Source organism: Avibacterium endocarditidis (assembly GCF_002921145.1).
GTDB classification, from domain to species: domain Bacteria; phylum Pseudomonadota; class Gammaproteobacteria; order Enterobacterales; family Pasteurellaceae; genus Avibacterium; species Avibacterium endocarditidis.
This window is the reverse complement of record NZ_PQVI01000144.1, coordinates 1-26603: the sequence shown is the minus strand read 5'-3', so window position 1 is coordinate 26603 and position 26603 is coordinate 1. Positions and strand designations below refer to the sequence as shown.

General features: G+C 42.0%; 27 protein-coding genes and 7 pseudogenes. 22 read left to right on the top strand and 12 right to left on the bottom strand.

Annotated elements, in window-relative coordinates; genetic code table 11:
- Positions 1–106 precede the first annotated feature (106 nt).
- From C3Z13_RS10765 to pdxH, 13 genes and pseudogenes are all read left to right on the top strand, one after another.
- Positions 107–631 carry a hypothetical protein gene (locus tag C3Z13_RS10765; RefSeq protein ID WP_103855911.1) on the top strand — a complete coding sequence of 175 codons (525 nt, stop codon included), beginning with the start codon at positions 107–109 and terminating at the stop codon, positions 629–631.
- Positions 632–829: 198 nt separating this feature from the next.
- Entirely contained in the window at positions 830–2371 is a 1542-nt protein-coding gene (gene fruB, locus C3Z13_RS10760; RefSeq protein ID WP_103855910.1) for a fused PTS fructose transporter subunit IIA/HPr protein, read from the top strand.
- 9 nt (positions 2372–2380) lie between these two features.
- A complete protein-coding gene (gene fruK, locus C3Z13_RS10755; RefSeq protein WP_103855909.1) occupies positions 2381–3322 on the top strand; it encodes a 1-phosphofructokinase in 942 nt (313 codons plus the stop codon).
- Positions 3323–3365: 43 nt separating this feature from the next.
- A complete protein-coding gene (locus C3Z13_RS10750) occupies positions 3366–5036 on the top strand; it encodes a fructose-specific PTS transporter subunit EIIC (RefSeq protein WP_103855908.1) in 1671 nt (556 codons plus the stop codon).
- A gap of 131 nt (positions 5037–5167) precedes the next feature.
- Positions 5168–5416 (top strand): FAD assembly factor SdhE, encoded by a 249-nt coding sequence (locus C3Z13_RS10745; RefSeq protein WP_103853634.1) that lies wholly within the window; start codon positions 5168–5170, stop codon positions 5414–5416.
- Positions 5417–5517: 101 nt separating this feature from the next.
- Positions 5518–6093, top strand: a complete 576-nt coding sequence (rpoE, locus tag C3Z13_RS10740) for an RNA polymerase sigma factor RpoE (protein ID WP_103855907.1) — start codon at positions 5518–5520, stop codon at positions 6091–6093.
- Positions 6094–6139: 46 nt separating this feature from the next.
- Positions 6140–6715 (top strand): sigma-E factor negative regulatory protein, encoded by a 576-nt coding sequence (locus C3Z13_RS10735; RefSeq protein WP_103855906.1) that lies wholly within the window; start codon positions 6140–6142, stop codon positions 6713–6715.
- 6 nt (positions 6716–6721) lie between these two features.
- The gene (locus C3Z13_RS11755; RefSeq protein ID WP_181022057.1) at positions 6722–6868 is read left to right on the top strand and encodes a hypothetical protein; all 147 of its coding nucleotides are present in this window, start codon (positions 6722–6724) and stop codon (positions 6866–6868) included.
- Positions 6868–7749 carry a sigma-E factor regulatory protein RseB gene (rseB, locus tag C3Z13_RS10730; protein ID WP_245872649.1) on the top strand — a complete coding sequence of 294 codons (882 nt, stop codon included), beginning with the start codon at positions 6868–6870 and terminating at the stop codon, positions 7747–7749. Before C3Z13_RS11755 ends, rseB begins: the two co-directional genes overlap by 1 nt.
- Positions 7750–8183 (top strand): annotated as a pseudogene (locus C3Z13_RS10725) (SoxR reducing system RseC family protein).
- Positions 8184–8266: 83 nt separating this feature from the next.
- Positions 8267–8767 (top strand): molybdopterin-guanine dinucleotide biosynthesis protein MobB, encoded by a 501-nt coding sequence (gene mobB, locus C3Z13_RS10720; protein ID WP_103855904.1) that lies wholly within the window; start codon positions 8267–8269, stop codon positions 8765–8767.
- Positions 8768–8794: 27 nt separating this feature from the next.
- Positions 8795–10189: pseudogene (locus C3Z13_RS10715) on the top strand (DHA2 family efflux MFS transporter permease subunit).
- Between the two features lie 9 nt (positions 10190–10198).
- Positions 10199–10834 (top strand): pyridoxamine 5'-phosphate oxidase, encoded by a 636-nt coding sequence (pdxH, locus tag C3Z13_RS10710; protein ID WP_103855903.1) that lies wholly within the window; start codon positions 10199–10201, stop codon positions 10832–10834.
- On the opposite strand, the gene C3Z13_RS10705 is transcribed toward pdxH, so the two are convergent.
- The 8 genes from C3Z13_RS10705 to darH are packed head-to-tail and all read right to left on the bottom strand — an operon-like array spanning position 10831 to position 17639.
- Positions 10831–11130, bottom strand: a complete 300-nt coding sequence (locus C3Z13_RS10705) for a hypothetical protein (protein ID WP_103855902.1) — start codon at positions 11128–11130, stop codon at positions 10831–10833. The genes pdxH and C3Z13_RS10705 overlap by 4 nt on opposite strands.
- A complete protein-coding gene (locus tag C3Z13_RS10700; RefSeq protein WP_103855901.1) occupies positions 11127–11474 on the bottom strand; it encodes a hypothetical protein in 348 nt (115 codons plus the stop codon). Before C3Z13_RS10700 ends, C3Z13_RS10705 begins: the two co-directional genes overlap by 4 nt.
- Before the next feature lie 5 nt (positions 11475–11479).
- Complete coding sequence (locus C3Z13_RS10695; protein ID WP_103855900.1) at positions 11480–12538, bottom strand: beta-ketoacyl synthase N-terminal-like domain-containing protein; 1059 nt, start codon at positions 12536–12538, stop codon at positions 11480–11482.
- A gap of 2 nt (positions 12539–12540) precedes the next feature.
- Positions 12541–12825 carry an acyl carrier protein gene (locus C3Z13_RS10690; RefSeq protein WP_103855899.1) on the bottom strand — a complete coding sequence of 95 codons (285 nt, stop codon included), beginning with the start codon at positions 12823–12825 and terminating at the stop codon, positions 12541–12543.
- 49 nt (positions 12826–12874) lie between these two features.
- Positions 12875–14068 (bottom strand): ABC transporter permease, encoded by a 1194-nt coding sequence (locus C3Z13_RS10685; RefSeq protein WP_245872648.1) that lies wholly within the window; start codon positions 14066–14068, stop codon positions 12875–12877.
- Positions 14068–14784 (bottom strand): ABC transporter ATP-binding protein, encoded by a 717-nt coding sequence (locus C3Z13_RS10680; RefSeq protein WP_103855898.1) that lies wholly within the window; start codon positions 14782–14784, stop codon positions 14068–14070. Before C3Z13_RS10680 ends, C3Z13_RS10685 begins: the two co-directional genes overlap by 1 nt.
- Positions 14785–14791: 7 nt before the next feature.
- Positions 14792–16633, bottom strand: coding sequence for a Fic family protein (locus C3Z13_RS10675; protein WP_103855897.1), 1842 nt, complete (start codon positions 16631–16633; stop codon positions 14792–14794).
- A 10-nt stretch (positions 16634–16643) separates the two neighbouring features.
- Positions 16644–17639, bottom strand: a complete 996-nt coding sequence (darH, locus tag C3Z13_RS10670) for a BtrH-related acyltransferase DarH (RefSeq protein ID WP_103855896.1) — start codon at positions 17637–17639, stop codon at positions 16644–16646.
- A gap of 96 nt (positions 17640–17735) precedes the next feature.
- On the opposite strand from darH, the gene C3Z13_RS10665 reads away from it, so the two are divergent.
- The gene (locus C3Z13_RS10665) at positions 17736–18272 is read left to right on the top strand and encodes a hypothetical protein (RefSeq protein ID WP_103855895.1); all 537 of its coding nucleotides are present in this window, start codon (positions 17736–17738) and stop codon (positions 18270–18272) included.
- Positions 18273–18292: 20 nt separating this feature from the next.
- Here the strand turns inward: C3Z13_RS10665 and C3Z13_RS10660 are convergent, their stop codons facing one another.
- The 4 genes and pseudogenes from C3Z13_RS10660 to C3Z13_RS10645 all read right to left on the bottom strand — a co-directional run bounded on the left by C3Z13_RS10660 (position 18293) and on the right by C3Z13_RS10645 (position 21335).
- On the bottom strand, positions 18293–18694 hold the full coding sequence (locus C3Z13_RS10660) for a DarG family dialkylresorcinol biosynthesis protein (RefSeq protein ID WP_103855894.1): 402 nt from the start codon (positions 18692–18694) through the stop codon (positions 18293–18295).
- Positions 18681–19843: pseudogene (locus tag C3Z13_RS10655) on the bottom strand (beta-ketoacyl-ACP synthase III). Before C3Z13_RS10655 ends, C3Z13_RS10660 begins: the two are co-directional and overlap by 14 nt.
- Positions 19844–19845: 2 nt before the next feature.
- The gene (locus C3Z13_RS10650) at positions 19846–20772 is read right to left on the bottom strand and encodes a hypothetical protein (RefSeq protein WP_103855893.1); all 927 of its coding nucleotides are present in this window, start codon (positions 20770–20772) and stop codon (positions 19846–19848) included.
- A 137-nt stretch (positions 20773–20909) separates the two neighbouring features.
- Positions 20910–21335, bottom strand: coding sequence for an excinuclease ABC subunit A (locus C3Z13_RS10645; RefSeq protein ID WP_103855892.1), 426 nt, complete (start codon positions 21333–21335; stop codon positions 20910–20912).
- Between the two features lie 140 nt (positions 21336–21475).
- On the opposite strand from C3Z13_RS10645, the gene C3Z13_RS10640 reads away from it, so the two are divergent.
- From C3Z13_RS10640 to C3Z13_RS12905, 8 genes and pseudogenes are all read left to right on the top strand, one after another.
- On the top strand, positions 21476–21685 hold the full coding sequence (locus tag C3Z13_RS10640) for a hypothetical protein (RefSeq protein ID WP_103855891.1): 210 nt from the start codon (positions 21476–21478) through the stop codon (positions 21683–21685).
- A 34-nt stretch (positions 21686–21719) separates the two neighbouring features.
- Positions 21720–21890 (top strand): hypothetical protein, encoded by a 171-nt coding sequence (locus C3Z13_RS11750; RefSeq protein WP_181022056.1) that lies wholly within the window; start codon positions 21720–21722, stop codon positions 21888–21890.
- A 5-nt stretch (positions 21891–21895) separates the two neighbouring features.
- Positions 21896–22647 (top strand): annotated as a pseudogene (locus C3Z13_RS10635) (beta-ketoacyl synthase chain length factor).
- Positions 22632–23395, top strand: a pseudogene (locus C3Z13_RS10630) (lysophospholipid acyltransferase family protein). The pseudogenes C3Z13_RS10635 and C3Z13_RS10630 overlap by 16 nt, the downstream one beginning before the upstream one ends.
- A 5-nt stretch (positions 23396–23400) precedes the next feature.
- A complete protein-coding gene (locus C3Z13_RS10625; protein WP_103853659.1) occupies positions 23401–23658 on the top strand; it encodes a phosphopantetheine-binding protein in 258 nt (85 codons plus the stop codon).
- A gap of 8 nt (positions 23659–23666) precedes the next feature.
- Positions 23667–23936 carry an acyl carrier protein gene (locus tag C3Z13_RS10620; protein WP_103855912.1) on the top strand — a complete coding sequence of 90 codons (270 nt, stop codon included), beginning with the start codon at positions 23667–23669 and terminating at the stop codon, positions 23934–23936.
- Position 23937: 1 nt separating this feature from the next.
- A pseudogene (locus C3Z13_RS10615) lies at positions 23938–25614 on the top strand (ApeI family dehydratase).
- 4 nt (positions 25615–25618) lie between these two features.
- Positions 25619–26167, top strand: a pseudogene (locus C3Z13_RS12905) (COG4648 family protein); the annotation flags it as partial.
- Between the last annotated feature and the right edge of the window lie 436 nt (positions 26168–26603).

Sequence of the window (26603 nt, the reverse complement as noted above, 5' to 3'; positions counted from 1 at the left end):
GATTTAGAAAGCGAAGTGCGGTGAAAAAATCACGGAAATTTGGCTTTTTATTCAAATTATAATCAGTATAATAAGAAAAATCTGATTAACAAAAAACGGATAAGTTATGTTCAAAATTATTTCAATTTCAGTGTTAAGTGCCTTTTTAGTGGCGTGTTCTTCTTTGACTTCTTATGTGCCGTTTATGGACAACGAGAAAAAAGTGATCGATTTAGATAAAGAGAAAATCGATAAAAAATCCTATGCCTCTGCGTATGCGGCAACGGTGCAAACCTATTCAGGGCGTGTAAATGAAGATTATGATGTGAATTCTTTTGCCAGTGGCGTGAATGATTGGTATCTCAACCGTATTTTAGTGCCGATTGAAGAAGTGAAAGCGAAATTATACCAAGGTGGTGGCGTGGATAGCCAAGTTTATGCTTATTATAGTGGCGTAGTGTTCGCGTCTGAATTACAGAATAATTTCAATCGCTTAAGTGCAAATTGTTGGTCGCAAATCAGCCAGCCAAGTGCAACGCAAGGGATTTATGATGCAATGCGAGATCTACAAAAAGGGCAGCCGCGTTCCTTAGATGAAGGTTATATCGCAGAAGGTAGCGATCAAGTGTTGAAAGTCTGTACAGGAAAATAATGTGTAAGGTTACTGATGTTTAATCAGTAACCTTTTCTTTTTTTATCTAAGCTGAAAGGTTTTTGCTTAATGTTCAGCAAGCGTTTAACAACGTGTTAAGCAAATCATCAGTAAAATTTATCGCCAAATTGGTTTTGCGAAGAAGTGAGCCAGTATCACAACGCCATTTGGTATTCAAACCAATATTCTGGAGGGAAAATGCTTAACTTATCAGAAAAAAATATTCACTTATCGGCACAAGCCGAAAATAAACAGCAAGCCATTGAATTGGTGGCGCAAGCGCTTGAACAAGCGGGCAATGTGGAAGCAGGATATTTAGCAGGAATGTTGGCGCGCGAAACGCAAACGTCCACCTTTTTAGGCAACGGCATTGCCATTCCGCACGGCACGTTGGAAACACGTCCAATGGTGAAAGAAACGGGCGTGCAAGTGTTTCAATTTCCACAAGGGATTGAATGGGGCGACGGCAACAAAGCCTATGTGGTGATCGGCATTGCCGCCCGTTCAGATGAGCATTTAACCTTGTTGCGTCAGCTTACTCAAGTGCTAGGCGATGAAGAAAAAGCGGCGAAATTGGCGACATTACAAGACATCGCGAAATTCCGCGCCATTTTAATGGGCGAAGAAACACTGGAAGTGAAAAGCGAAGATCTGAGCCTTGATGTGGATACGGAAAGTCTGCTTACTTTAATTGCGATTAATGCCGGCAAATTGCAAAACCAAGGCGCGGTGAATAATCAATTTGTGGCAGAGGTGATCGCCTCTCCTGCATTGCCACTGGGCGGCGGCTTATGGCTTACCGATTCGGTGCAAGGCAACGAGAAAAATGCCCTTGCGTTCAGCCGTGCAAAACAAGCTTTCCAGCATAATCATAAAGAAGTGAAAGGCGTGTTGACGGTGGCTTGTGTGAATGAGCAAATTGATGAATTACTCGCACGATTACTAGAAAATTCCGTGCAACAAGCCTTATTAAATGGAAATTCTCAGCAAATTTTGACCGCACTTAATGGTGGTGAAGTGAGCGTTGAAAACCCAGCACCAGCCAATACCAGTAGCGAAAATGCAGGCACGGTTATCGGCACATTCACCGTGCGTAATGAACACGGCTTGCACGCGCGTCCTTCAGCGGTATTAGTAAATGAAGTGAAAAAATTCGCCTCGAAAATTACGGTGGAAAATCTCACCCGTGGCGGTGAAGCCATCAGCGCTAAAAGCCTGATGAAAATCGTGGCATTGGGCGCAACCCTTGGACATCGTTTACGTTTTAGCGCGGTGGGTGAAGATGCCAAACAAGCCATTGAAGCCATTGGTAAAGCCATTGCGGACGGTTTAGGGGAAGAAGTGTCCTCTTTATCGCCGAAAGAACCGGATCACATTGAAGTGATTGGCGAAAGCAGCGCAGCTAGCGAAAAGAAAAAACTGCAGAAAAAAAAAACCACCGCACTTGATAATCAAGATCCAAGCGAAAGTGTTGAGGCGGTGTTTGTGGTGCGTAACGAACACGGTTTGCACGCACGCCCTGCCGCCGTGTTAGTTAATGAAGTGAAGAAATATAACGCTTCCGTAGCGGTGCAAAATGTGGATCGCGATAGTCAATTAGTGAGTGCTAAAAGTTTGATGAAAGTGGTGGCGCTTGGCGTGGTGAAAGGACATCGTTTACGTTTCGTGGCAACTGGTGAAGAAGCACAAAAAGCCCTTGATGGCATTGGTGCGGCAATTGAAGCTGGCTTAGGTGAGTAGGAGTTGATAATGGCAAAAGTGGCAACCATCACGTTAAATACCGCCTATGATTTAGTGGGGCGGTTAAAACGTATTGAGCTGGGTGAAGTGAATACGGTGGAAACCTTAGGCTTATTCCCTGCGGGCAAAGGCATCAACGTGGCAAAAGTGTTGAAAGATTTAGGCGTTGATGTGGCGGTGAGTGGCTTCCTTGGGCGTGATAATCAAGGGGACTTCAACACAATGTTTGCGGAGCTTGGCTTAGAAGACCGCTTTCAGCGTGTGGCGGGTAAAACTCGCATAAACGTGAAAATCACCGAAACCGAGGCCGATGTAACGGATCTCAATTTCCTAGGCTATGAAATTTCACCACAAGATTGGCAAGATTTTGTGCAGCAATCCTTGTTGTTATGCAAAGATTTTGACATTGTCGCAGTGTGTGGCAGTTTGCCGCGCGGTGTCAGTCCAACAGATTTCGCTGATTGGCTCAAACAGCTACAACAAGCAGGCGTAAAAGTGGTGTTAGACAGCAGTAATGCAGCGCTTAGCGCGGGGTTATCCGCCAATCCTTGGCTAGTGAAACCCAATCATCGTGAGCTTGAGGCTTGGGCAGGGCATTCCTTACCAACCCTTGAAGAGATTATTGCGGCCGCAGAAAAATTGCGCGCACAAGGCATTGCTAATGTGATTATTTCAATGGGCGCGGACGGTTCTCTGTGGTTAAGCGAACAAGGCGTGCTCCAAGCGAAACCACCAAAATGCGAGCAAGTGGTTAGCACCGTGGGCGCGGGCGATTCAATGGTGGCAGGGCTAATTTATGGCTTGAGCAAATCGCTTTCACAGCAAGACACCTTGGCGTTTGCCAGTGCGGTGTCTGCCTTTGCCGTGTCGCAAAGCAATGTGGGCGTGAGCGATCCTGCGTTATTAACACCAATCTTAGAAAAAGTAGAAATTTCAGTGATTAAAGGGTAGAACAATGAAGATTTTTTTTTGACAAACACACAACAATTAGGCAATGCCAAAGCCTTTTTTGATTAAACAGGTGCTGGCTGCGGCAGCAAAACAGCAAGGCGATGACGTGGTGGCAGAAGCCAGCCAAGCGGATTTAGTGATCGCCTTAGGCAGTGCGCCAAATAACGGCGCATTACAAGGTAAAAAACTGTTTGTGGCAGAGGTGGAAAACGCCTTTAATGCACCAGAGGCGACCTTAAAACAAGCGCAGGCGGAAGCAGTGGAATATCAGCCAGCGGAAAATTCAAATGGGGCGGAAAATAAAAGTGCGGTGCAAAATGCGCCGGATTTTTCTAATCAAACGAAAAATATTGTGGCAGTTACGGCTTGTCCAACAGGCGTAGCGCACACTTTTATGTCAGCGGAGGCTATTGCTGAATATGCCAAAAAGCAAGGCTGGAATGTGAAAGTGGAAACCCGTGGGCAAGTGGGTTCGAGCAATATCATTTCCCCTGAAGATGTAGCGAATGCGGATCTTGTCTTTATTGCAGCAGATATTGATGTGGATTTAAGCAAGTTTGAAGGCAAGCCGATGTATCGCACCTCCACTGGGCTTGCGCTGAAGAAAACGGCACAAGAATTTGAAAAAGCCTTTAAAGAAGCGAAGATTTACACAGGGGCAAATGTCGCCAAAGCACAAGCCAGCGAAGAAAGCACAGGTGAGCGTAAAGGCTTGTATAAACACTTGATGACAGGGGTTTCCCATATGTTGCCATTGGTGGTCGCAGGGGGCTTGCTGATCGCTATTTCCTTTATGTTTGGCATTGAAGCCTTTAAAGATCCGAATATTGCAGGTGGTTTACCAAAAGCCTTGATGGATATTGGTGGCGGTGCAGCGTTCCACTTAATGATTGCCGTGTTCGCAGGTTATGTGGCGTTTTCTATTGCGGATCGTCCTGGATTAGCCGTGGGTTTAATTGGCGGTATGCTTGCCACCACCGCAGGTGCAGGGATTTTAGGTGGGATTATTGCCGGCTTGCTTGCAGGTTATGTGGTGAAATTCTTAAACCAAGCTATTCAATTACCAGCCAGCTTAAGTTCATTAAAACCGATTTTAATTTTGCCATTGATCGGTTCTGCGATTGTTGGCTTGGTGATGATTTATCTGATCAATCCACCGGTAAAAGGCTTAATGGACGCATTGGTGGAATGGCTCAACACAATGGGACAAAGCAATGCGTTGTTATTAGGCGCGGTGCTTGGGGCGATGATGTGTGTGGATATGGGCGGTCCAGTAAACAAAGCAGCTTATACTTTCGGCACAGGCTTGATCGCTTCTGGCGTTTATACCCCAATGGCTGCAGTAATGGCAGCGGGTATGGTGCCACCAATTGGAATGGCAATTGCTACATTATTGGCACGCAAAAAATTCACCGCCAATCAACGTGATGCGGGTAAAGCGTCTTTCGTATTAGGTTTATGTTTTATTTCTGAAGGTGCATTGCCATTTGTGGCGGCTGATCCTGTGCGCGTGATTGCATCAAGCATTATTGGTGGAGCAGTGGCTGGCGCGATTTCTTTAGGCTTATCTATCGGCTTACAAGCACCACACGGTGGTTTATTCGTGATTCCATTTGTAACTCAGCCATTAATGTATTTAGCGGCAATTGCCATTGGTGCGGCGCTAACAGGCGTGATTTATGCAGTTATTAAGCCAAAACTTACGGAAAAATAACCGCACTTTGTTATCCTCAAAACCCGACTTAGATGTCGGGTTTTTTGCGTTTTTTTCTCTGAAATTATTCGTACAAGAAAAAGCAAATTCCGCTATAATCCCCCCATTATTCAGTTCAACAGGGAACAGAAATGGAAAAATATAATAAATTTCGCCTTGAATGGGATTGTCGGCGTGGAATGTTGGAGTTAGATAAAGTGATTATGCCTTTCTTTCAGCAGCATTTTGATGAGCTAGATGAGCAACAAAAAGCTACATTTGTGCGTCTATTGGCGGCAACGGATTTACAGTTATTTTCGTGGTTTTTTAACCGAAAACCTGCGCCAGATCTTGAATTACAGCAAATGGTTTCCTATATACAAGAAAAATTATCGAGCTAATTTGATAAAAAGATTGAACTTTTACGATTTTCACCCCTCTAAGAGAACACGAGCTTGCTGTCTTGTGTATCAAGGCTTGTTAGAGGTGTATAAGAGGTTATATGACTGAACAGCTAACAGATCAGGCTTTGGTAGAAAGGGTACAGCAGGGAGATAAGAAAGCATTCAATTTGTTGGTATCGCGTTATCAAAATAAGGTGGCAGGGCTATTAACCCGTTATGTTTCACCGAATGATATTCCCGATGTTGTACAAGAATCATTCATTAAAGCGTATCGCTCTATTGAATCATTCCGCGGTGACAGTGCTTTCTACACTTGGCTATATCGTATCGCCGTGAATACGGCAAAGAATTATTTAACCGCACAGGGACGCCGCCCGCCGAATGAAGATATTCTGGCAGATGAGGCAGAATCCTATGATGTGGGAACAAATTTGCGGGACGTAGATACGCCCGAAAATCAGATGTTATCTGGTGAATTGAAGAAGATCATTTTTGATACCATTCATAATATGCAAGAAGACTTAAAAACCGCCATCACCTTGCGTGAGTTAGAAGGATTAAGTTATGAAGAAATTGCCGATATTATGAATTGCCCTGTCGGAACGGTACGTTCGCGTATTTTCCGAGCAAGGGAGATTATCGAAAATAAAATTCAACCCCTTCTTCAAGGCTAATACAACATTAATAACATTAAAAAAGAGAAAACCCTGGGAGTTTACAATGCAAAAAGAGCAACTTTCCGCTTACATTGATGGCGAACAAATCAGCGAGGCAATGACAGAAAAACTTTGCCAAGATGCTGATTTACAAAAATCCTGGGCAAATTTTCATACTATTCGTGCAGTAATGCGTCAGGAAAGTGAAGTATTATTGGGGGCGGATTTCACTGCAAAAATGGCAGATTTAATTGAGCAAGAAGAAATTGTGGTGGCACAACCGATGGTTTCTCAACCAATGCCAGAAGAAACTGCGCAATCTCCATTTATGCAAACACTGAAAGCGTGGTTTATGCCAATGACTCAATTTGCGGTGGCAGCGGGCGTGTGCTTAGTTGCGGTGATGGGCGTGCAAAGTTTTATGGCGCACAATGGCAAAGAAAACCAAGACGCGCCTGTGTTGCAAACCTTGCCATTTAACAATTCCGTGCAAGAGGTGAGCTATAATGCGCCAACCCAATCGGTGATTACGCCTGAGCAAATTGAGCAAAAAAATAAACGCATTGATTCAATGCTACAAAGCTACGAATTGCAAAAACGCATTTATGCGGATAGATTAAATTTGCAAAATCAGAAATAACAATGAATGAAGTTTAGGTTATTCACCACCATTTTTGGTGGTGAATTTGTTTATATCCTATATGTGAATAACGATGTTAAAAACGGTCAAAAAATCACCGCACTTTCCTTAGTGCTATTTTCTGTAAATCCCTTATGGGTCGGCAGAACCTGATGCAGGTCCAGCCACGCCAATTGCTAGACGAAATGCAACAGGCAGGTTCTCATCTGAACTATGAAATTGCTTTCGTGCAAACCACGCCGAATATGGCCTCATTACGTTATAGCCATATTTATCATAATGGCAAAACCTACGCCCAACTGCTCACCCTTGACGGAATGCCGCAGCAAATTGTGCAACGTGATAATGTGGTGAGTTATTTCCAACCGAATTATTCTCCATTCTCGATTAACGCCAATCATATTGTGGACAGCTTGCCTGCGATTATGTGGAGCAATCTTGATGCGCTGAAACAAAATTATGATTTCACCTATATTGGACGCAACCGCGTGGCAGATCGCGTGGTGCAAACCATTCGCATTTTGCCGAAAGATGATTTTCGCTATCAATATGTGCTCTTTATTGATGAGCAAAGCCATTTGTTGCTACGCAGTGATGTGTTAGATCGAGAAAATAATCTGCTAGAACAATTCCGCGTAGTGAATTTATATCAAAGTGAACAATTTGATGATTTGCTCAATGCCATTAATCATATGGGTTTTCCTGCACTGATTAATGACAAAACCACTTTCCAACCAAGCAAAGAAGCCTTTAACTGGCAGCCAAGCTGGTTACCAAACGGCTTTAAGTTGATTAATCGTAGTGTGGAAACCAATGGTGAAGAACGCATTGAAGCGCAGCTTTACAGCGATGGATTATTTTCCTTCACCCTTTACCGCTCAAGCTCAATTTTGCCAAATGAAGAAAAAAACGGCTGGTGGAATGGCACCAGAACCTTTTATAGCGAAACCTTTGGCGATAACGAATTTACCCTTGTAGGGCAGCTACCGATTTCTACCGCAAAACGCATCGTGCAAGATATTAAGGTGAAGTAAATGCTGAAAGAAAGTGCGGTGGTTATTTCTTATCAATCTGGCATTGCGCAAGTGAAATGCCAATCGCAAAGTGCCTGCGGGAGCTGCGCGGCAAAGTCTGCCTGTGGCTCAGCTGCACTGGCGGAACTGAACGGCACAGGCACGGCGCATTTTTTTGAGGTGGAAACCATCACCCCCGTCAAAGCAGGGCAAATTATCGAAATTGGTTTAATGGAACGTTCGCTGATTTTTTCTAGTTTGCTGGTGTATTTTTTCCCTTTACTCACCTTATTGCTTTCCACGCTGATCGCCGATCAGGTTTTCCAAACCGAACTGTGGCAAGGCATTTTTATCGTTTTTTGCACCGCACTTGCCTTTGTGGTCGTCCATTTTGTATCGAAATCTTGGCAGAAAAAGCAAGTTATCGCCCGATTTTTTTGCGGGTTATTCAATAATCTATTCATTTATGTGAAAGATCACAAGCTGCCAATAATGCGGTATCATAGGGCTACATTTTACTTAATATAAAGGACATAAAATGCGCCCAATGCTTGGCATTACAGGATACAGTGGAAGTGGCAAAACCACTTTGCTGGAAAAACTTTTACCTCAGCTTGCCGATTTAGGTTTGCGTGTGGCGGTGATTAAGCACAGCCATCATAACGCGCAGGTGGATAAAGAGGGCAAGGATAGCTGGCGAATGAAAGAAGCGGGTGCGAGCCAAGTGGTAATGGCTTGTGATAACCGTTGGGCATTGATGACGGAAACCGCGCAGCCCGTGAGCTTAGACTATTTGGCAGCGCAATTTGATCCGCAGCTGACGGATTTGATTTTGGTGGAAGGCTTCAAACACGAACCTATTGCAAAGATTTTATTGCATCGCAAGACAATAGAGAAAGCCTTGCCAGAGCTTGATGAAAAAGTGATTGCGCTCGCCACAGATTACCCTTTAAGCTGCACCGTGCCACATTTGGATATTAATCAGGTTGAGCAAATTGCCGCATTTATTTTTCATTGGTATCAACAACAAATGAAATAAAGTGCGGGGCAAAATCGCAGAATTTTTATGACAGAAACGAAAAATTATACAGGCTTGGCGTGGATTGCCGCCGTTGCCTTTTTTATGCAAACTTTAGACGCGACCATTTTGAATACGGCGTTGCCGACTATTTCGCGCAGTCTAAATGAATCGCCGCTGAATATGCAGTTGGCGATCATTAGCTACGCTTTGACGGTGGCGTTGTTTATTCCGTTAAGCGGTTGGGCGGCGGATAAATTTGGTACGCGTAAGGTTTTTCGTGCTGCCATTGGCGTTTTTGTGTTGGGATCGGTGGCGTGCGCCTTATCGCAATCTTTGCCACAATTGATCTTTGCTCGCATTTTACAAGGGCTTGGTGGTGCGTTAATGATGCCTGTTGCACGCCTTGCGATAATCCGTAGCGTGCCGAAAAATCAGCTGTTAAATGCGTGGAATATTATGGCGATGGCAGGTCTTATTGGGCCAATTCTTGGGCCTGTGTTGGGGGGCTTAATCGTAACTTATATGACCTGGCATTGGATTTTTTAATTAATATTCCCATTGGGCTGGCAGGGATTTTCCTTGGCAGGCATTTATATGCCAAATATGAAAGGGCAGGTGAGCCGTTTAGATAAATGGGGTTTTGTACTGTTTGCAGGCGGGCTTGTGGGCTTGACCTTGGGGCTGGATCTGGTGGCTGAGCATTTCACCGCAACTTGGATTGCGTTAGTGGTGCTGGCGGTAGGAATGGCATTTCTGGCTTGCTATTATCTTTATGCCAAACGCGTTCACAATCCGCTAATGCCCTTTTCTTTGTTTCATATTCGCACTTTTCGTTTAGGCTTTATTGCCAATTTATTTATTCGCCTGTGTGGTTCGGGCGTACCGTTTTTGCTACCGTTAATGCTCCAAGTGGTATTTCATTACAGCGCAGAAGTGGCAGGCTGGCTAATGGTGCCAATTGCCGTAAGTTCAATGGCGTTTAAACTGCTGATCCGCGGCATTCTTTCTCGTTTTGGTTATAAGAAAACGCTGATCAGCACCGCCATTGCGATGACTTTCGTAATTGCCACAATGAGCTTATTGCAACGCCATACGCCAATTTGGCAGATGGTGCTGATTTTATTGGCATACGGCGGTTGTATGTCGGTCAGTTTCACCGCGATCAACACCTTAACTGTCGGCGATTTATCCGATAACAACGCCAGCGCAGGTTCAACAATGCTGAGCGTGATTCAGCAAGTGGGAATTGGCATTGGCATTGCGGTTTCTTCAGTGATTTTGGGCTTGTATCGCAACGCCCTTGGAGAAAGTGTCGAACAGTTACAACAAGCCTTTAGCTATACATTCCTCACCTCTAGCCTGTTTGGCTTAATCCTCGTCTTGATTTTGACAAGACTTCAGCAAAACGATGGGGAAAATTTACAAATAAAGAAAAATTAAGGAGGCGTGATGAATTTACAAGATATTCGCCAAGAATATAGCCAACAGAATTTATCGAAAGCCCATTGCCCTGATGAGCCAATGACGTTGTTTGAACAATGGCTGCAAGAAGCAATACAAGCACAGGTAAATGAACCCACTGCAATGAATTTAGCAACAGTGGAAAAAAATGGCAAACCAAGCAGCAGAATGGTGTTATTAAAGCAAACCACCGAGCAAGGTTTTATTTTCTTTACTAACTACCTCAGCCGTAAAGGGCAAGCGCTCACTCATCAGCCCTTTGCCGCCCTTACTTTCTTCTGGCCAGAATTAGAGCGCCAAATCCGCATTGAAGGTACAGTTGAACAACTTCCTACCAGCGATTCTGATGCATATTTTGCCAGCCGCCCCTATCAAAGCCAGCTTGGCGCTTGGGCGAGCGAACAAAGTGCAGTGCTTTCAAGTAAAGCTGTTTTACTGAGTAAAGCCGTAATGTTTGCGATTAAATATCCGCTCACTGTGCCGCGCCCACCTCATTGGGGCGGCTATATCCTATTGCCAGAAATGGTCGAGTTTTGGCAAGGTCGCCCAAGCCGTTTACACGATAGGATTCGCTATTTACGCACTGATGAACAGCACTGGCAAAAAGATCGCCTATCGCCTTAATCTGATAAATTTCCTATATCTAACCCAAATTGCAAATAATGCTCAGCAGGGAGCTGCGCAGATATAGAGGAAAAAGAAAGTGCAGTAGAAAAATTTGGCGAATTTTGCACCGCACTTGTTGTTAGCGTATTTTCTTCTGCGGCATTGCTGAGCAACCACCAGCAGCTTCCTTCCCATTCCGTATCAGTGTGAGATTCAAATCCCCAGCCTAACAATACTTGCTCTGTTGTACCATTTTTCAATTCTGTTTGTGCCAGTTGTAATGGCTGTGCGTTATCTTCTGGTGAAGTGATCAAGAAATACTATTGCCTGTGGTTTGCAACAGCTGCGCCAGCTGAAAAACTGTGGCGTTATTGAGATTTGCCATAAAATCCAACGGACTAGGCAAATCTTGCGTCATCAGTTGGTGGAATAATTTGTTGAATTTGCTTGGGGAATTAAAGGGGGAAGCCAAGTAAATGGCTGTATTTGGCGTAATATAGGGCTTCAGCGGTAATGCTCCAAGCAAGCAGAGCTGGGTAAATTTGCTTAAACGGCGAGCGTCCACGCCAAAGGCTTTAAGCTGTTGGCGTAGTTCAGCCTCACTTTGCCCTTGTGTGATAAATTGGCTTTGCTGTTGGAAATAAATGTTTGATTTCATTTTAATTACGCTTTCCCTTGCCAGTGAAGAATCCAAGCGATATTGCTGCCACCAAAACCTAAAAAGTAATTCAAATAATAGCCAGTGGAAAGTGGTTGCGCTTGCTGCTCTACCGCACCTTGTGGCGTGATGAACAGGCAATCTGCGTTCTCTTGTTGTAATTGCTGCCAAAGCCACGCGGTTTCCATTGCCCCACTTGCACCTAAACTATGTCCAAGGTAAGGCTTTGCTAACAAGCAAGGAATAGTCGAAAATTGCTGTTGTAAAAATGCGATTTCCATTTCATCGCTGTTTCCACCCACAGCGTGAACTTTAATGCCAGCCAGTTGATGAGCTTGCAATCCTGCCTTATGCAAACAATTTCCGATCAGTTGAGCAAATGCGTCTGCGGAGCTATTGGTGAGATTATGGTGATCCGTAATGGTGGTGATGGCAGCAATTTCTAGTTTTTTCTCTGGATTTGGTTGATTTTCCAATGCCACACAAGCAATGCCCTCCCCTAAAATAATACCGTTACTTTGTACAAAAGGCTGATAGGGCAAATCTTCTGCCAGCAAGTGCATTGCGTTGAAATGCTCAAAGGTTAAACGGTTAAACATTTCAAATCCAACCACCAACGCGCGCTCACATTGTCCTTGTGCAATCATTTGATAGGCATAGCCCATTGCCTGTGCAGATGAAGTGCAAGACGTAGCAAAGCTGAAAACCTGTGTTTGATAGCGTGCTTTTAGTCGTTCCGCGATCACCGCTAGGCTGTATTCTTGCGGTAAAGGTTGATTGTTTTGCCAACGAAATTCGCAATCACTCATTAAATACGCCGTTGATCCTAAAAGAATGGGGGTATTGTGCAATCTATCAGCTTGCCAACCCCGTTGTATTAATAGGTTGTCAATGTGCTGTTCTAAATAAGTGCAGAGTTGCTCGAAATTCAGCAGCGGTTGCTCAAAAGCACGAAAATAAGGCAAATTCTGCGTTTGCCCTAACATTGAGGATTGTCGCCAAGGATTAAGTTGAGCGGTTTGTGCATTTTGCTGGCTGACGGCGGTAATATAAACTTTTTGCATAGTTAAGAATGTTGGTTACGAATAAAGCTCGCTAAATCACGAATATTCATCATATGCTTACGCACCATTCGATCGCCATTTAATCTCACTTTAAAATGGGCTTGCAGTGCCACCGCAATTTGTAGCGCATCTAAAGAATCTAACTGAATACGACTTTGTTCACCAAATAACGGCTCATCATCGCTAATTGTGCTGGGATCGATGTCTATTTTATCGCTTTCTTGCACGATTAAGTTTTTCAGTTGTTGTTCTAACTCTGGTTGGCTGAGAGTAAAAATATAGCTCATTAAAATCTCGCTTGTGTTTTGAGTTGATGGGCGTAAACCAGCACAGCAATCAATAGCATTGCTGCACCAACCCCGTTAAAAGCCAAAGTTCAGGCTGAATTTGCATTAAGGTAGCCTGATTTAATAATAGCTGCTGAAATGCCGTTAATGCCCACCCCATTGGTGAAAATTGGGCGATTTTTTGCATAATCTCAGGCATTACATAAGTTGGCACCATAATGCCACCAATGGCCGCCATAATGATAATGCCACCACCACCTAGCACCACGGCTTGTTCTGTGGTGCGTGCAATCACACTAATTAATAAGCCGTAACCTAACGCAGAAAGACTTACCGCAGCTGACAGCACCGCGTAATGCCACCATTCACCATTTAAGCTAAACGCTGGCATAGCAAGCATAGGTAGCACCCAATAGCCTAGGGCGATCATTCCAATAAATTGACATTGATTGATAAAAAAATACGGCACTAATTTTGCCAAAATCAGTTGCAAACTTGAGGCTCTTGCCAAACGCAGACGAGTAAGCGTGTTGGTTTGTCGCTCCATCGCCATTACGTTAGAAAGGGGGATCATAATAAAAAACATACCAAAAATTAACCACGCAGGCACACTATGTTGCACCGCATTAGGCTGACTAACCGTTTCCCCTTGACGGTTAAGATAAATTTCCTGCCAGCGTTCTTGTGCCAAATAGGTATTGATTTCATTGAATTTTTTATCCAACGCTTGATTAACTTCTTGCTGAATTTGTTTCATCGGATTGCGTTGATTATTTTTCAACATAATGTGATTATCTTTCGAATAACGCTCAAGCCGTTGCTGGCTATAATGTTTTTGCAAGATACCTTTCACCCCAAGCAACCACGCACGATCCACACTAGGGTTAAGCCAAAGTTGCAAAGGCTGTTCTTCTTTTAGGGCATTTTTATCTTGATTTGGATTAACCACAATCAAAGCAAATTTTTCTTGCTGCAAATCTTGCTGATAAGCCTCTAATTGCGCAATATCCCCTTGTTTTACGAGCAATTCCTCTTGTTGTAGTGCAGTAAAAAATCCGTCATTGAGGAGATCATTTGGCGTGCCTAGTAGCAAAATTTCGCCACGATTACCTAATTCCTTTTCACTGCTTAACGCTGCCGACATAATCAACATAAATAAAATCGGCATAATAAATAATACTGCCACACCGTGCAGATCACGGCTTAATAGGCGTAATTCTTTAAACATCGCAGCAATTAGCATTATTTTCCCGCCTGTTGTAAAAAATCTAAATAAAAATGCTCAAGGCTTTGCCCTTTTGCAAGAATACCTTTTATTTCACCTTGATAAATCAATTTTCCTTCATTTAATAAAACTAATTTATCGCATAATTGTTCAATTTCTTGTAGATAATGTGAGGTGTAAATCACCGTGATACCTTGCTGAGTTAATTCCGCCACGGAATTTAAAATAAATTGGCGAGATTGGGGATCAATGCCAACCGTAATTTCATCTAAAAAAATGACTTTAGGGCGATTAATTAAACCAATGGCGAAATTTAAACGGCGTTTTAATCCGCCTGATAAATGTTTTGCCAATCTCGATTTATAAGAAGTTAGCCCCACTTTTTCTAATAATTCAGTGAGCCAGTTTTTATCGTTGATATGATAAAGTGCGGCGAAAAATTTTAAATTTTCCCATACCGTTAATAAAGGATAAAACGCAAAATCCTGTGGCACTAAAGAAATTTGATGACGCTGCTTTTTGCTTAATTCGTGAAACGGCACGCCTTCAAAATAAACCTGCCCCTGCTGCACCGCTTGCAACCCGCAAAGCAAAGACATCAGTGTCGTCTTCCCAGCGCCGTTAGGGCCAAGTAAACCGATGGCAGAGCCTTGTTTGACGTGCAGATTTATACCGCTTAAAGCTAAGTTTGAACCATTAGGGTATTGATGGCTGAGTTTATCAATATCAATCATACTTTTCTTACTTTCTTTTTCGGTATTTTTGGTTACGATGTTTTGGGTTATCTGGGTATTTCATTTCGATTAAACCAAGGCATAGTGCCGGATTTAGATAGCGTTTTCCAAAGTTAACTCTGTGGGAGATACCAAGTATCTCCATCAATTCTTTCGCGCTTTGATATTCACTCCCTAAAGCAGCAAGTAATTGTTTTACTTTATCACTTTCTTTATCACTTTCTTTATCACTTTCTTTATCACTTTCTATTGGCGATGCTACTTTTATATTTCCTAAATCCTTATTTAATAAGGCCTCTGGACTTTCTTTCTCAGATGAAATAATAGTGTAATCAGATTTTGATTTAGTTTTGATTTCATGAAAACTAACAAGTCGGTAGATTAGCTCATTGCGTTTTACACCTTGCACAACCAAGAAACCCTTCTTTTTAAGCTGAGATAACGCAAGGGTAATTTCACGTCCTGTGTACTGAGGAATGGCCTCAACAATTTGTTTATGATTTGCTTGCTGCCCGTTGATAGCAATATATAACAAACAATCTTTCACTCTTTGCTTTAATTGTGTAAAGCGAGTACCAAAGTGATCTGCTAACTTTTCTTCCCATTTTATAATTTCACCATCTTGAAATGTTAATGTTAATCTTGTGTAATCAATCTGGCTTTCTAATTTAGGGGTTGTGAAATAGTAATTTTGCCAATTTTGAAAAATATCTTTTACCCCTTGTCCTTGTCGCTCACATAATCCCACACGGCGTAAAATATTATGAATAGTACCATTCCTACATTCTGAACGATTTCCCACAATAGCCTGTTGAATATCAACTAGCATAGTTCCTGCATTTTCAAAACAAATTTGATTTTGTGTTTTTACAATCTTCAAATGCCGACTATCATTAAAATAATCTGCATGAGCAATAGCATTGACTAAGGCTTCTCGTAATGATTTCGTAATTTCATTTTCTTCTGTCCGAGTGAGGTTATCAAGTTTAAAGTGGGTATCTTTTCCTAAAGAGGTCAATAGAGGAGCAATCTTCCAATAGAATTCAAGTAGATTTCCTTCCTCTATATCAAAGTCTGTAATACGTAAATCATAGCGACTGTTTTGTTCACTAGTTTCGTAATATTCAAAGAAAAAGTGTTTAAGGAAATTTTTGATAATATACCCCTTACCAAACAGAAGTAAGCCAGCAAAAGTAACTCCTTTTTGTCCTGTTTCAATATCCATTGCGATTGCGCCAATACGCTCCAATAGTTCCTCATCAGATAATAAAAGTAATGGTTCAGAAGCTTTTTGTGCTTTAAGCAAATTACGATATTTATTTAAGGTATCTAAATTTAGATAATTTAAGTCACTCTGAGGCAGAATTTTTCCGTCACGATTTTTACTCGTGGCATTTGAAATCATTGAACGTAGTTCCCCGTCATTTAATTTATGATCACCTGTTTTCAGACGAATGTAAGAACGACGAAGATCTTGATTCAAGTGAACTGGGCGATCGGTTTCTTCTGCTTTGGGTACATAAACCACAATAACTTGTTTATCTTTGATCGTAAAACAACGGACATTCCCATCAGATAATAAAGCAGCACTGACTTTTTCTTTACTGCGAGATTGAGTAAAAATAAGTTCTTGGATTTTTTCAGCATTATTGACACCTAGAATATGCAGCCCTTCTTTTTCTGATACACCAAGTATAATAAAACCGCCCGATTGGTTTGCAAAAGCAGAATAGGTTTCCCACATTGATTTAGGAATATCATTTTTAGCCTCTTTATACTCCAGCCACTCTTGCTCAGTATGTAGATTGCCAGAGACTAGCATTTGTTCAATATCAGCCCAACTTAGCATATTTTCCCTGCTATTTATTTCTTAATATACGCCATAATACTTCTTCTTTTTCAGCAATAACTTTTAAAAACTTGGCGATCTTTTGATAACCCTCAGCACTTGGCTCTCGACATTGCTTCACACAAAGGCTGGCAAATTGTCGCCATTGATCACCGATTTCGGTCATTTGTTGTGAGGCTTGTTTGAATTTTGGCTCTTGGCAGATTTCTGCCGCTTGCTCTAGGAAATAGGCATAAATATAACGAAAGCCTGCACCACCTGTGCCAATTTCTTCTTGCATTCGCACGATATGACCGAGAAATAATTTCTTGTATTTTTCACTTTGTTTGCTATGAGCAAATTTTTCAATTTGCTTTGCAAGAGAGCACATTCCACGCACGCCAACAAACCAAAGTGGTGCGAGCATTTGTTTGGCGTTTTTGCGAATGGCTTTGCGTAAAATTGTGGGTAAATCAAGTGCGGTCAAATTTGGCGAAGTTTTCCAATAATACATCAACCCTTTCGCTGCTAACGCCCCTTTGGCAAAACGCGCACGTTCTAAATCCTGTACAGAACAGCGTTGCACCTGCTCAAACACAGGATCGCTAATTAAATATTCGTTCTCCTGTTTGCCATAAACTAATAAGTTATGTGCATTAAAATGAAAACGCATTTCGGGCGGAAAATAAGGCAACCAAAACACCGAAGTTTGTAACCCCACCAGCTTTCCTTGCACCAAGGCGTTATCTAAAGCCTGTTGCCCTTGTTGCGCCGAACGAAAACGTTTTAACGCAAGTTTCCCTTTTAATATTTTTGACACTTTTTTAAGAATTGACCCCGGCGGCATTCGATAAGAAATTAACGGCATTCCGCCAATTTTAATTTGTGGAATATAAACAAAGGTCAATGCGGAAGCCAAGCCAAATACCATTGCTTCGTTGAAATCAACGCCTTGCGATTTGAGTAAAGTGGACATCACCCCACTTTCGCAATGGGCGGTGTGTTGGTGTTCAAAATTATGGTTCATTTGTAAAATTGATTTATAACACGGATTTTTTACTATTTAAAATGTATAATAATTTCTCCTATTTATATTACATCATCTTTAAGGAGTTTTCTCGTTATGAAAAAATTATTTATGTCAGGAATGTTATTTTTATCAACATTAATTTTAACTGGCTGTATGACTTTGCAAGCAGACCCTTCATTATTAAATAAAACAGAGCCTAATGCTCAACCTTTGGTAAAACAAGATTATACGGTTGAAGTTGATATGAATGATCGGCTTGCACGACAAGCTACAGCTGTTGGTATTGATAAATTAGTTTATGGCAGCTTAAAGACTGCATTAAAAAATGCAAATATTTTCACACCAAACGGAAAAGGTTATTATAAAATCCACGCACATATATTACAGGCAAATCAAGCAGCTTGGAGTATGAGAAGATTTCCTGGAACAATGGAAATTGAATATACTGTAACCGATCAAAATTCTAACCAAATTTTCACGAAGAAAATCTTTAACAAAGGGGAAAGTGATAAATTTTTCTTCTCTGGCTCTCAACGTCATACTCGTTCTCGTATCGTTACCGCATCAGATAACGTAAATCAATTTGTTGAAGCATTTAACGAAATGATGAAAAAACGTTCTAAGAAATAATTAATCATATTTGGGTGTTATCAGATTTCCTCTGGTAATGCCCAAATGTTATTTATGCTAATCCCAAATATTTCTGCATACTTTGCTAATTTTTTAATTGGTAGATTATTCCACACCTCTGGCCTAAAATGCCGTTTTATTTGCCATTGCCAAAAGCCGGTGGCTTGGGCGAGGGATTGTTCATCAAAACGGTATTTATACATTAAATAATACAGCACGGACTTTTCCCCTTTTTTAACCGCCTGCAATGCCTGTTCAGTCAGTTCATTTAAGGCATCAACGGCTTGGTGGGTAGCAAATTCTTCCGTTTGCCAGCCTGTGCTAGTGCTAGGCTGGTAATGCCCATTTTGCGTGGCATAGATGATCTTTTTTTGTCCGCGAAAAATGCGGCTATCATCTTGGGGAATTTCATTCAGCTCCATTCACCACCTCAAGCAGCATAAAACACGAAGAAAAACGACCGCTCTCTGGAATATAGCACAGCACTTTCTGCCCATTTTTGAGTGGGAAGGTGCGCATAAACTCTTCTAAAATAATGTAAATGGAAGCGGAGCCTGTGTTTCCTTTTTCGGCAAGGTTGGTAAACCATTTTCTTTCGGAATATCAAACTGAATGCGCTGTAAGCCTTCTGATAATTTATTACGGAAAAAGCCTGAAGAATAGTGCGGTAGAAAATAATCAATGTTTTCAGCGCTGAGTTGATATTTGGCGATTAAGCGCGATAAGGCTTTTTCCACTGTATAGCTAACGATATTTTCATTGAGCAATTTTACATCTTGTTTAATTGCCATTAGGCTGTGTTTGTCGCGGTATTCGTTATCCATCGCTTTCCAGCTAACAAACTTACCATTGTCGATTTCTGCGCCTGCGTACATACAAATAGGCATTTCATTGGCGTAAGAGATGAGATCGATCCAATGAATTTTAAAGCTAATGCCTGCTGGATTAGGACGGTGGCTTAGTTGTGCAGCCCCAGCACCGTCTGAAAGCATCCAGCGTAAAAAATCTTTTTCAAAGCCAATTTCTGGTTTTGCACTATCCAATTGTTTTTGATTTATTTCAGGGCGAAAATTTTCGCTACGCATCACGGCTGAAGCAGCTTCTGAAGCCACTGCGATGGCATTTTGATGCTCCCCTGTGCGAATGGCATTATAAGCGTGTTTCATCGCCGCCATTCCTGCCACGCAAACCCCTGCGGTGGTTAGCACTTCACAAGCTGGGGTATTAGGGATTAAGCCGTGTACCATCACCCCTTGCCCCGGCATAATTTGATCAGGGTAAGAGGTGCCGCAGGCTAAACAGTCAAGCTGCTGTATATCAAAGCCCTGTTCCACTAATTTTTCAATGGCACAGACTGCAAGTTCTGTACTGCTGTGCGTGGCTTGGCGTGTTTTCGGATCAAGGGCGTAATAGCGCGTGCGAATAGCATTAGAACGTAAAATCATATTACGGACACGGGAAGGCACATCGCCGACCATTCCCAACACGGCTTCCATTTGATCATTGCTAACGGGATCATTTGGCAAAAAACTTGCCACAGAATTAATATAAACCTCAGAAAGTTGCGACATCATTATTCTCCAGATGGTGCAGCAAAATAGCGTTTTTGGCGTTCAAGTTTTTCTTTTAATAAAGGTTTTAGCAAACGCTTAATTAGGGCAGAAATTGGCACAACGGTAATAATTAATAAGACTAAAAAAGCAATATAAACATACAGCACCGCTTGGCGTAAACGTGGCGAAATTTGACCGCACTTGAGTAATAACTTCCCCCATAAATAAAAACTGCGGTGTCCCACTTTTTCACTCATCATTAGTTTCTCATCAATTTGCACTGCGCCCATATGTTGAAATAGCGGTTGATCGAGTGAGGCATTTTTTGCTAATTTGTCTGCAAGTTCTCGACCAAATCGCTGCATATCGACAATATTTTCTTCACTAATGCCGGCGCTAGGTAACCATTCATAAGGACGCTTTTTGCCTGTAAACAGCCATAATGGCGTGGTGATAAAACTTGCCCACGCATTAGATTGATCGGTTTTAACAATATTGCCCACCAGCGTTGCGCCCGCTTGATGTAATAAGGCTTTGACTTTTTCTTGTGCCATTAACCACATATTACGACAGCCGATTAAGGTGATCACAGGCGTGTTGTGCAAGACTTGTTTACCTTGCTCACTTTGCAAAAACGCAGTAATGGGTTGAGAGGGGGAAAGAAACCAAACGCTATAGGCGATAATCACCAAATCATAGCGATCACGCTGTAATTGCGGTGGCTGAATTGGCGCAGGTTGTAAGTGAACACTTTCAGGAAAGGTATTAAAAAACGGGGTAAATTTCCACGGAAACGCATAATCTTGCTGCGGTTTCACCTGAAATTCTTCAATAATGATCTCTTGCTGTGTGCGTAATGGTTGTAGAAAATTTTCTACTAAACGAGAAAGTTGCCCTGTTTGTGAATAAGAAACCACAAGGATATGTTTAGGTGAATGCGTGTCCATAAAGTTAAATGCTAAAAAATGTGTGCCAATAAAATTCGGCGCGAAATTATAAATTTGATAATCTGATTGTCAAGCCAGCTAAAATGTTAAGTGCGGTGTAAAATTTCCAAATTTTCGACCGCACTTAAAGAAATGAATTAGCGAACAATATCGCCTTTTAAGGCAACACCACTCATTAAATTACCTGCGTGGCATTCGTATTGTGTTGTGCTGCGATAAGGGTGTTTCTTATAGAAACTGATGATATTACCCACTTTGGTTGCACCGCGTTTTTTCGCTGTATCTTGGAATTGTTTCACTACAGTTAGGAACGCCCATTGACAAGATTTTTCATCGCTCTTATTTGCCGCATTGGTTTTACGATTACTCACTAACCCCGCTTTGACAACTTTACCTGGCGCAGGTTTGCCAAAATAAAGTTTAATTTTTGGATCTAACACTTCTTTTGCTTCAGGAGAATTTAATGCTTCTTGAATAGAGTAATAATGGGTGGTATCTCTAGGGGCGCAAGCAGCAAGTAATACAGTGGCGAATGCAAGCATAACTTTTACTGAATTTTTCATAGTCTTTCCTTATTTTACAAAAGTTAAATAAATGAGATGAAAACTCCTTTCCATATCATTTTTTCCATTTGATAATTTAGCTTAAATTAAGGTAAACTTCCACCATATTTTTATCCAAATAAATAGCAGGGAGTTTTACAATGAAAAAATTATTAGCTATTAGTTTATTAGTAAGCACATTAGGTGGTTGTGCAGCTGGGATTGATGATGCTAGTCCAGTACAATTAGCTCACCTTAAACAACCATTATGTGTGACAGGAAATTTACAAAGAGCGCCTGAAGATTTTTCTGATTCTATTTTGGCTAGTCTAAAAAAACGTGGTATTCAAGCACATTTTTGCAAAATCTAATGAGCTTGCAGGCTGTGCCTCTACTTTAAAGTAAATGTTCGTGGTTAACCGCGCTATTATTGCTCGCGCACGTTTCACCGTTGTACAGGATAAACAAGTGATTGGAGCAGTTACATACAAAAGACGTGGCGATGAAGTGGATCGTGTAAAACAAGTTGGCCTACAAGGCCAAACCGATCTGATGATTAATGAATTATTCCAATAATTTCAATGAATACTGCAATTTGTCAGTTTAATTTTCCTTGCGTGGCTGGAAAGTGATTACTAACCGTGAACTTTCTCGCCAAGATTGGCAATTAGGCGAAGCTCATTGGGCGAAGAATAGCCATTTATGGCAGCCTTTTGCACCTAAGTTAGCCTTTCTTCCTCCTTTAAAACGGCGACGTTTAAGTGAGTTGGCTCGCTTATTTTTTGAGGCTGCTTGGGATCTTATGGAAGAACAGCCTAATATCCCTGTGGTTTATGCCTCTGCCAATAGCGAAATCAATCGAAACTTTGCCCTTTGGCATAGTCTTTTAACAGAGGGTGATGTTTCGCCGACTTCATTCAATTTATCTGTGCATAATGCACTGGTGGGGCAATGGTCGGAAATGCGCCAAGTCAAAGCAGAAACCACGGCAATTATGGCACAACAAGATAATTTGGAATTGGCATTGCTTGAGGCTTATTTATTGTTGCAAGAAGGGCAAGAACGCGTACTTGTGGTGGTAGCAGAATCCCCATTGGCAGAACAATATAATGCCGAACCTGTGGTGCGTCAGTCTTTTGGTTATGCGTTAGCCTTAGTAGTAGAAAAAGGCAACCAATATCAACTTAGCTTACATTGTGCTGAAGAAAGTGGCGATCTTGCCGAAAAATGTAGCGATAATGCGTTATTTTGGGTGCAGCAACAATATGTAGACCAATCTCAGTGGCAAACCCCAAGTTCGCGTGGAGATATTTGGTTATGGCAGAAAAATTAGATTGGCTACGCCGTTTTCTTGCCACTGCCATAGGATTCGCTTTTTGGGGCGTGGCAGGAACGTTATTGCAACTAGTGTTATACCCTTATGCACGCCACCCACAAAACTTAGCTACGCAATTAAAAGTACGCCGCTTTGTTGGAAAAAATTTGGCATTATTTTTGTGCGTTTTACTGTTTGGAGTGGCGTGCTAGAAGTCAAATATCAAGGTTTTGAAAAATTAGGGCGCGCCGGGCAATTAGTTATCGCCAATCACCCTTCTTTGCTTGATGTTGTATTAATCTTAGCGAAAACGCCAGAGCTAAATTGCATTGTGAAACAAGATTTATTGCATAATCCGACAATGCGAAACCAAATTTTGGCTTGTGGATTTTTGCCGAATACGGAATCCCTTGAACTGTTAGAACAATGCGATAACGTGCTGAAAGAACAGGCAATTTTGCTTTTTCCTGAGGGAACAAGAACAGGTTGGGACGGTGTGGTGAAACTTAACCGTGGTGCGGTATCTATTGGTTTGCGTAGCGCAAAAGTGATTACTCCCGTGGTGATCAAAATGCATCCGCTGAATTTCAAAAAGGGGCAACCTTGGTATCAATTACCTAAAAGCCGCATTACTTATGAGCTCTCTGTGGGAGAGGACATTGATCCACAAGCTTGGCTTGCTGAAAAACCCTTACCGTTGGCAGCACGCCGCTTAACACAATATTTAAACGATTATTTTAATTCTCAAACTCAACAAAAAGGATAAATAAAATGGAATTAGAACAACAACTTAAAAATATCATTATCGAAAGTTTAGCATTGGAAGACATCAGCCCAGAAGATATTGAAAATGATACATTGCTGTTTAGCGATGAGGGCTTAGGGCTAGATTCTGTTGATGCGCTAGAACTCGGCTTAGCAGTACAAAAAGCCTTTAATTTACAATTAGATAGTGAACAGCACGCATTGCGTGATCACTTTACTAATGTCAATACTTTAGCCGCCTTTATTCGCTCACAACAAGGTTAATGACGATGATGACAGAACAACAAATCCAAGATTTGCTTTCTGAAGCCTTGGTATCTTTATTTGAAATTGATCCCAATAAAATTACACCAGAAACGAATCTTTATGAAGATCTAGAAATTGATAGCATTGACGCCATTGATTTAATTGACTACATCAAACGCAACACAGGATACAAAGTGAAACCTGAAGATTTCCGCAATGTGCGTACGGTAAATGATGTGGTGCAAGCGGTGTTAAAAATGAGCCAAGAAGCCCAACAAGCCACAGACGACTCTTAGAATGCCTAATTACACGGAACATAGTCTTATCGCCACTCAGCCCGATTGGCGCTATGGCGATTTTGCTTACAAAGCCCTACAAATGGCGCAAGCGTTTAAGCAGCAAAAGGTGAAATCCATTGCGGTTTGGTTAGAAGACGGCGCAAATCTTGCCTGCACCTTGCTTGCTGCTTGGCAGGCTGATGTACGCGTGCTTTTTCCACCCAATTTAACCCAAGAAAGCCGTGAATGGGTTGCACAGCACGCTCAGTTCTGGCTGTGTGATAATGACGCTGAACTTTCACCTTGTATGGCGTTTAAGGATTTTGGTGGCGATCAGCAGGTACAAAAGTACAAAAACACAAAAACAAGAAAATTTTGCACCGCACTTTGATCGTAACGCACAAACAGAAATTTGGCTGAAAACCTCTGGTAGCACAGGGGAAGCAAAAACCATTGTGAAAACTGCTCAACAAATGTGGCGAAGTGCGCAAGTGTTAGCAGAGGCTCTGCCTTTCCCAGCGGATAATCACTGGCATGCCATTAGCACGGTGAGCATTCAGCACGTTTATGGCTTAACCGTGCATATTATGATGTCGTTAGCACTTGGGTGGCAAATTGGGCGTAAGCAATTGTTTTATCCTGAGTGTATCAAGTCAGCACTTAACCAATCAGAAAATGCCGTGTTGGTGAGTAGCCCTGCGATGTTATCAAGTATTGCTTGGGACACAATGGCAATGCAAAAAAATCTGCGTGGTATTGTTTCTTCAGGTGGCGCATTGGCTGAAGATGTTTCAACTCAAATCCGTGCAGCAACTCACGCCCCTGTGGTAGAAATTTACGGCAGTACGGAAACAGGCCCAATTGCAATCCGTGATGATATTCATCTTTGGCAAAGATTGCCAAATAGCCAGCTTGGGCAAGATGAACAAGATGCCTTATGGATTGAAGCAGACTGGATTTCAGGACGCGAGCAAACCGCAGATGTAGTGGAATTTGAAGGCTCAGGCTTTCGTTTACTTGGACGTTGTGATCGCATTGTGAAAATTGGTGATAAACGTACATCTTTAGTGAGCATTGAACGCCAGTTATTACAACATCCTTTTGTGGAAGATTGTTATATCGCACGCCACCCCGAGCAAAATCGCTTAGCTGCGTGGGTGGGATTAACGGAAGCAGGCATTAATGCTTTCCGTGAACAAGGTCGCCGTGCATTAATTGCTGAGCTGAAACAAGCTGTTGCTGCAAATCAAGATAAATCCGCCATTCCACGTTTTTGGCGTTTTACTGATAAATTGCCGCGCAATAGTCAATCGAAAATTAATAAATTAGCCTTTAATCAGGTTTGTGTGGAAAGCGTGCTTGATCCTATTTGGTATAGGCCTGAGCATGATGGCAATCAATATGTGATCAAAGGCAAAGTGCCGTTGGAATTGCGTTTCTTAAAAGATCATTTTGCTGAATTTCCCTTAGTGCCGGGCGTGATTGAGTTACAATGGATCAGCGAAAAAATGCAGGATTTTTTAGGTAGAGATCTAATTTTTCGAGCATTGATCGTTTGAAGTTCCAGCATTTTTTACGTCCAAATGATGAATTTGAACTCACGCTTAGTTGGCAGCCTGAAAAGCGGCGGATCGCATTCCAGCTTAAAGTCGCCGAAGAAACCTGCTGTAGCGGTGCGGCACTTTTAACGGAATAACATAATGAAAGCCTTAACTTCCGTTCTTATCACCTTATTCCTTGCAGTAAGTGCGGTGGCTTTTCCCATTGTTTTTTGGTGGCAAGGGGCAAATAGCCCCATTTTGTTTTATCTACCGTGGATAATGGCGGCATTATGGGCGGTGAAAGGGCTGCTACAAAAGCCCTCACCGCAGCGTTATTTCTCTTTTTGCCTAGCATTAATTTTAGTGGTAATCGCAGGCACTCGCACCTTAGTAGGAATGTTTTGGTATCCCGTGATTATCAATGGATTAATGCTCACCTTATTTGCAAGCAGCCTATGGCAATCGCAAACTTTTGTAGAGCGTTTAGCCCGCTTGCAAGAACCGAATTTAACGGCAGAAGGTGTGCGTTACACCCGAACCGTAACCCAAGTATGGTGCGTTGTGTTTATTATCAATATCGTGATTACAAGCGCACTAATACTCGGGCAATATTATGATTATTGGGCATTATATTCAGGGGTGATTTCCTATGTGTTCATTGGTTTAGTGATGGGCATTGAATGGATCATTCGACAACAAAGTAAAAAAAACATCATGCAAATTAATTTTTCAGCAATGAAGGACATCACCTTAAATCCTTCTTGGTCAAAACAAGATTTTACCTCTCGTGCGTGGCAAATTAGTCAGCAATTACAGCAGCAACAGATACATAGCCTAGGTTTATGGCTTGATGATGCGGCACAAATGGCGTGTATGTTGCTGGCGTGTTTTCAGGCAAAAGTGCGCGTGTTATTGCCGCCAAATTTATTGGCGGAAAACCAACAATGGCTAGCACAAGAAAATGCGATGTTGATGGATAATGAATGCTTTGCCACCTTTGGTTTAGCACAACAAATTAACGATGAAACTTTAGCCCAGCCTTTAATCGATCCCCATTGTCAAAGTGAAATTTGGCTTAAAACCTCAGGTAGCAGTGGTGAGCCAAAAATTTTAGTTAAAACCGCAGAAAAAATGTGGCAAGAGG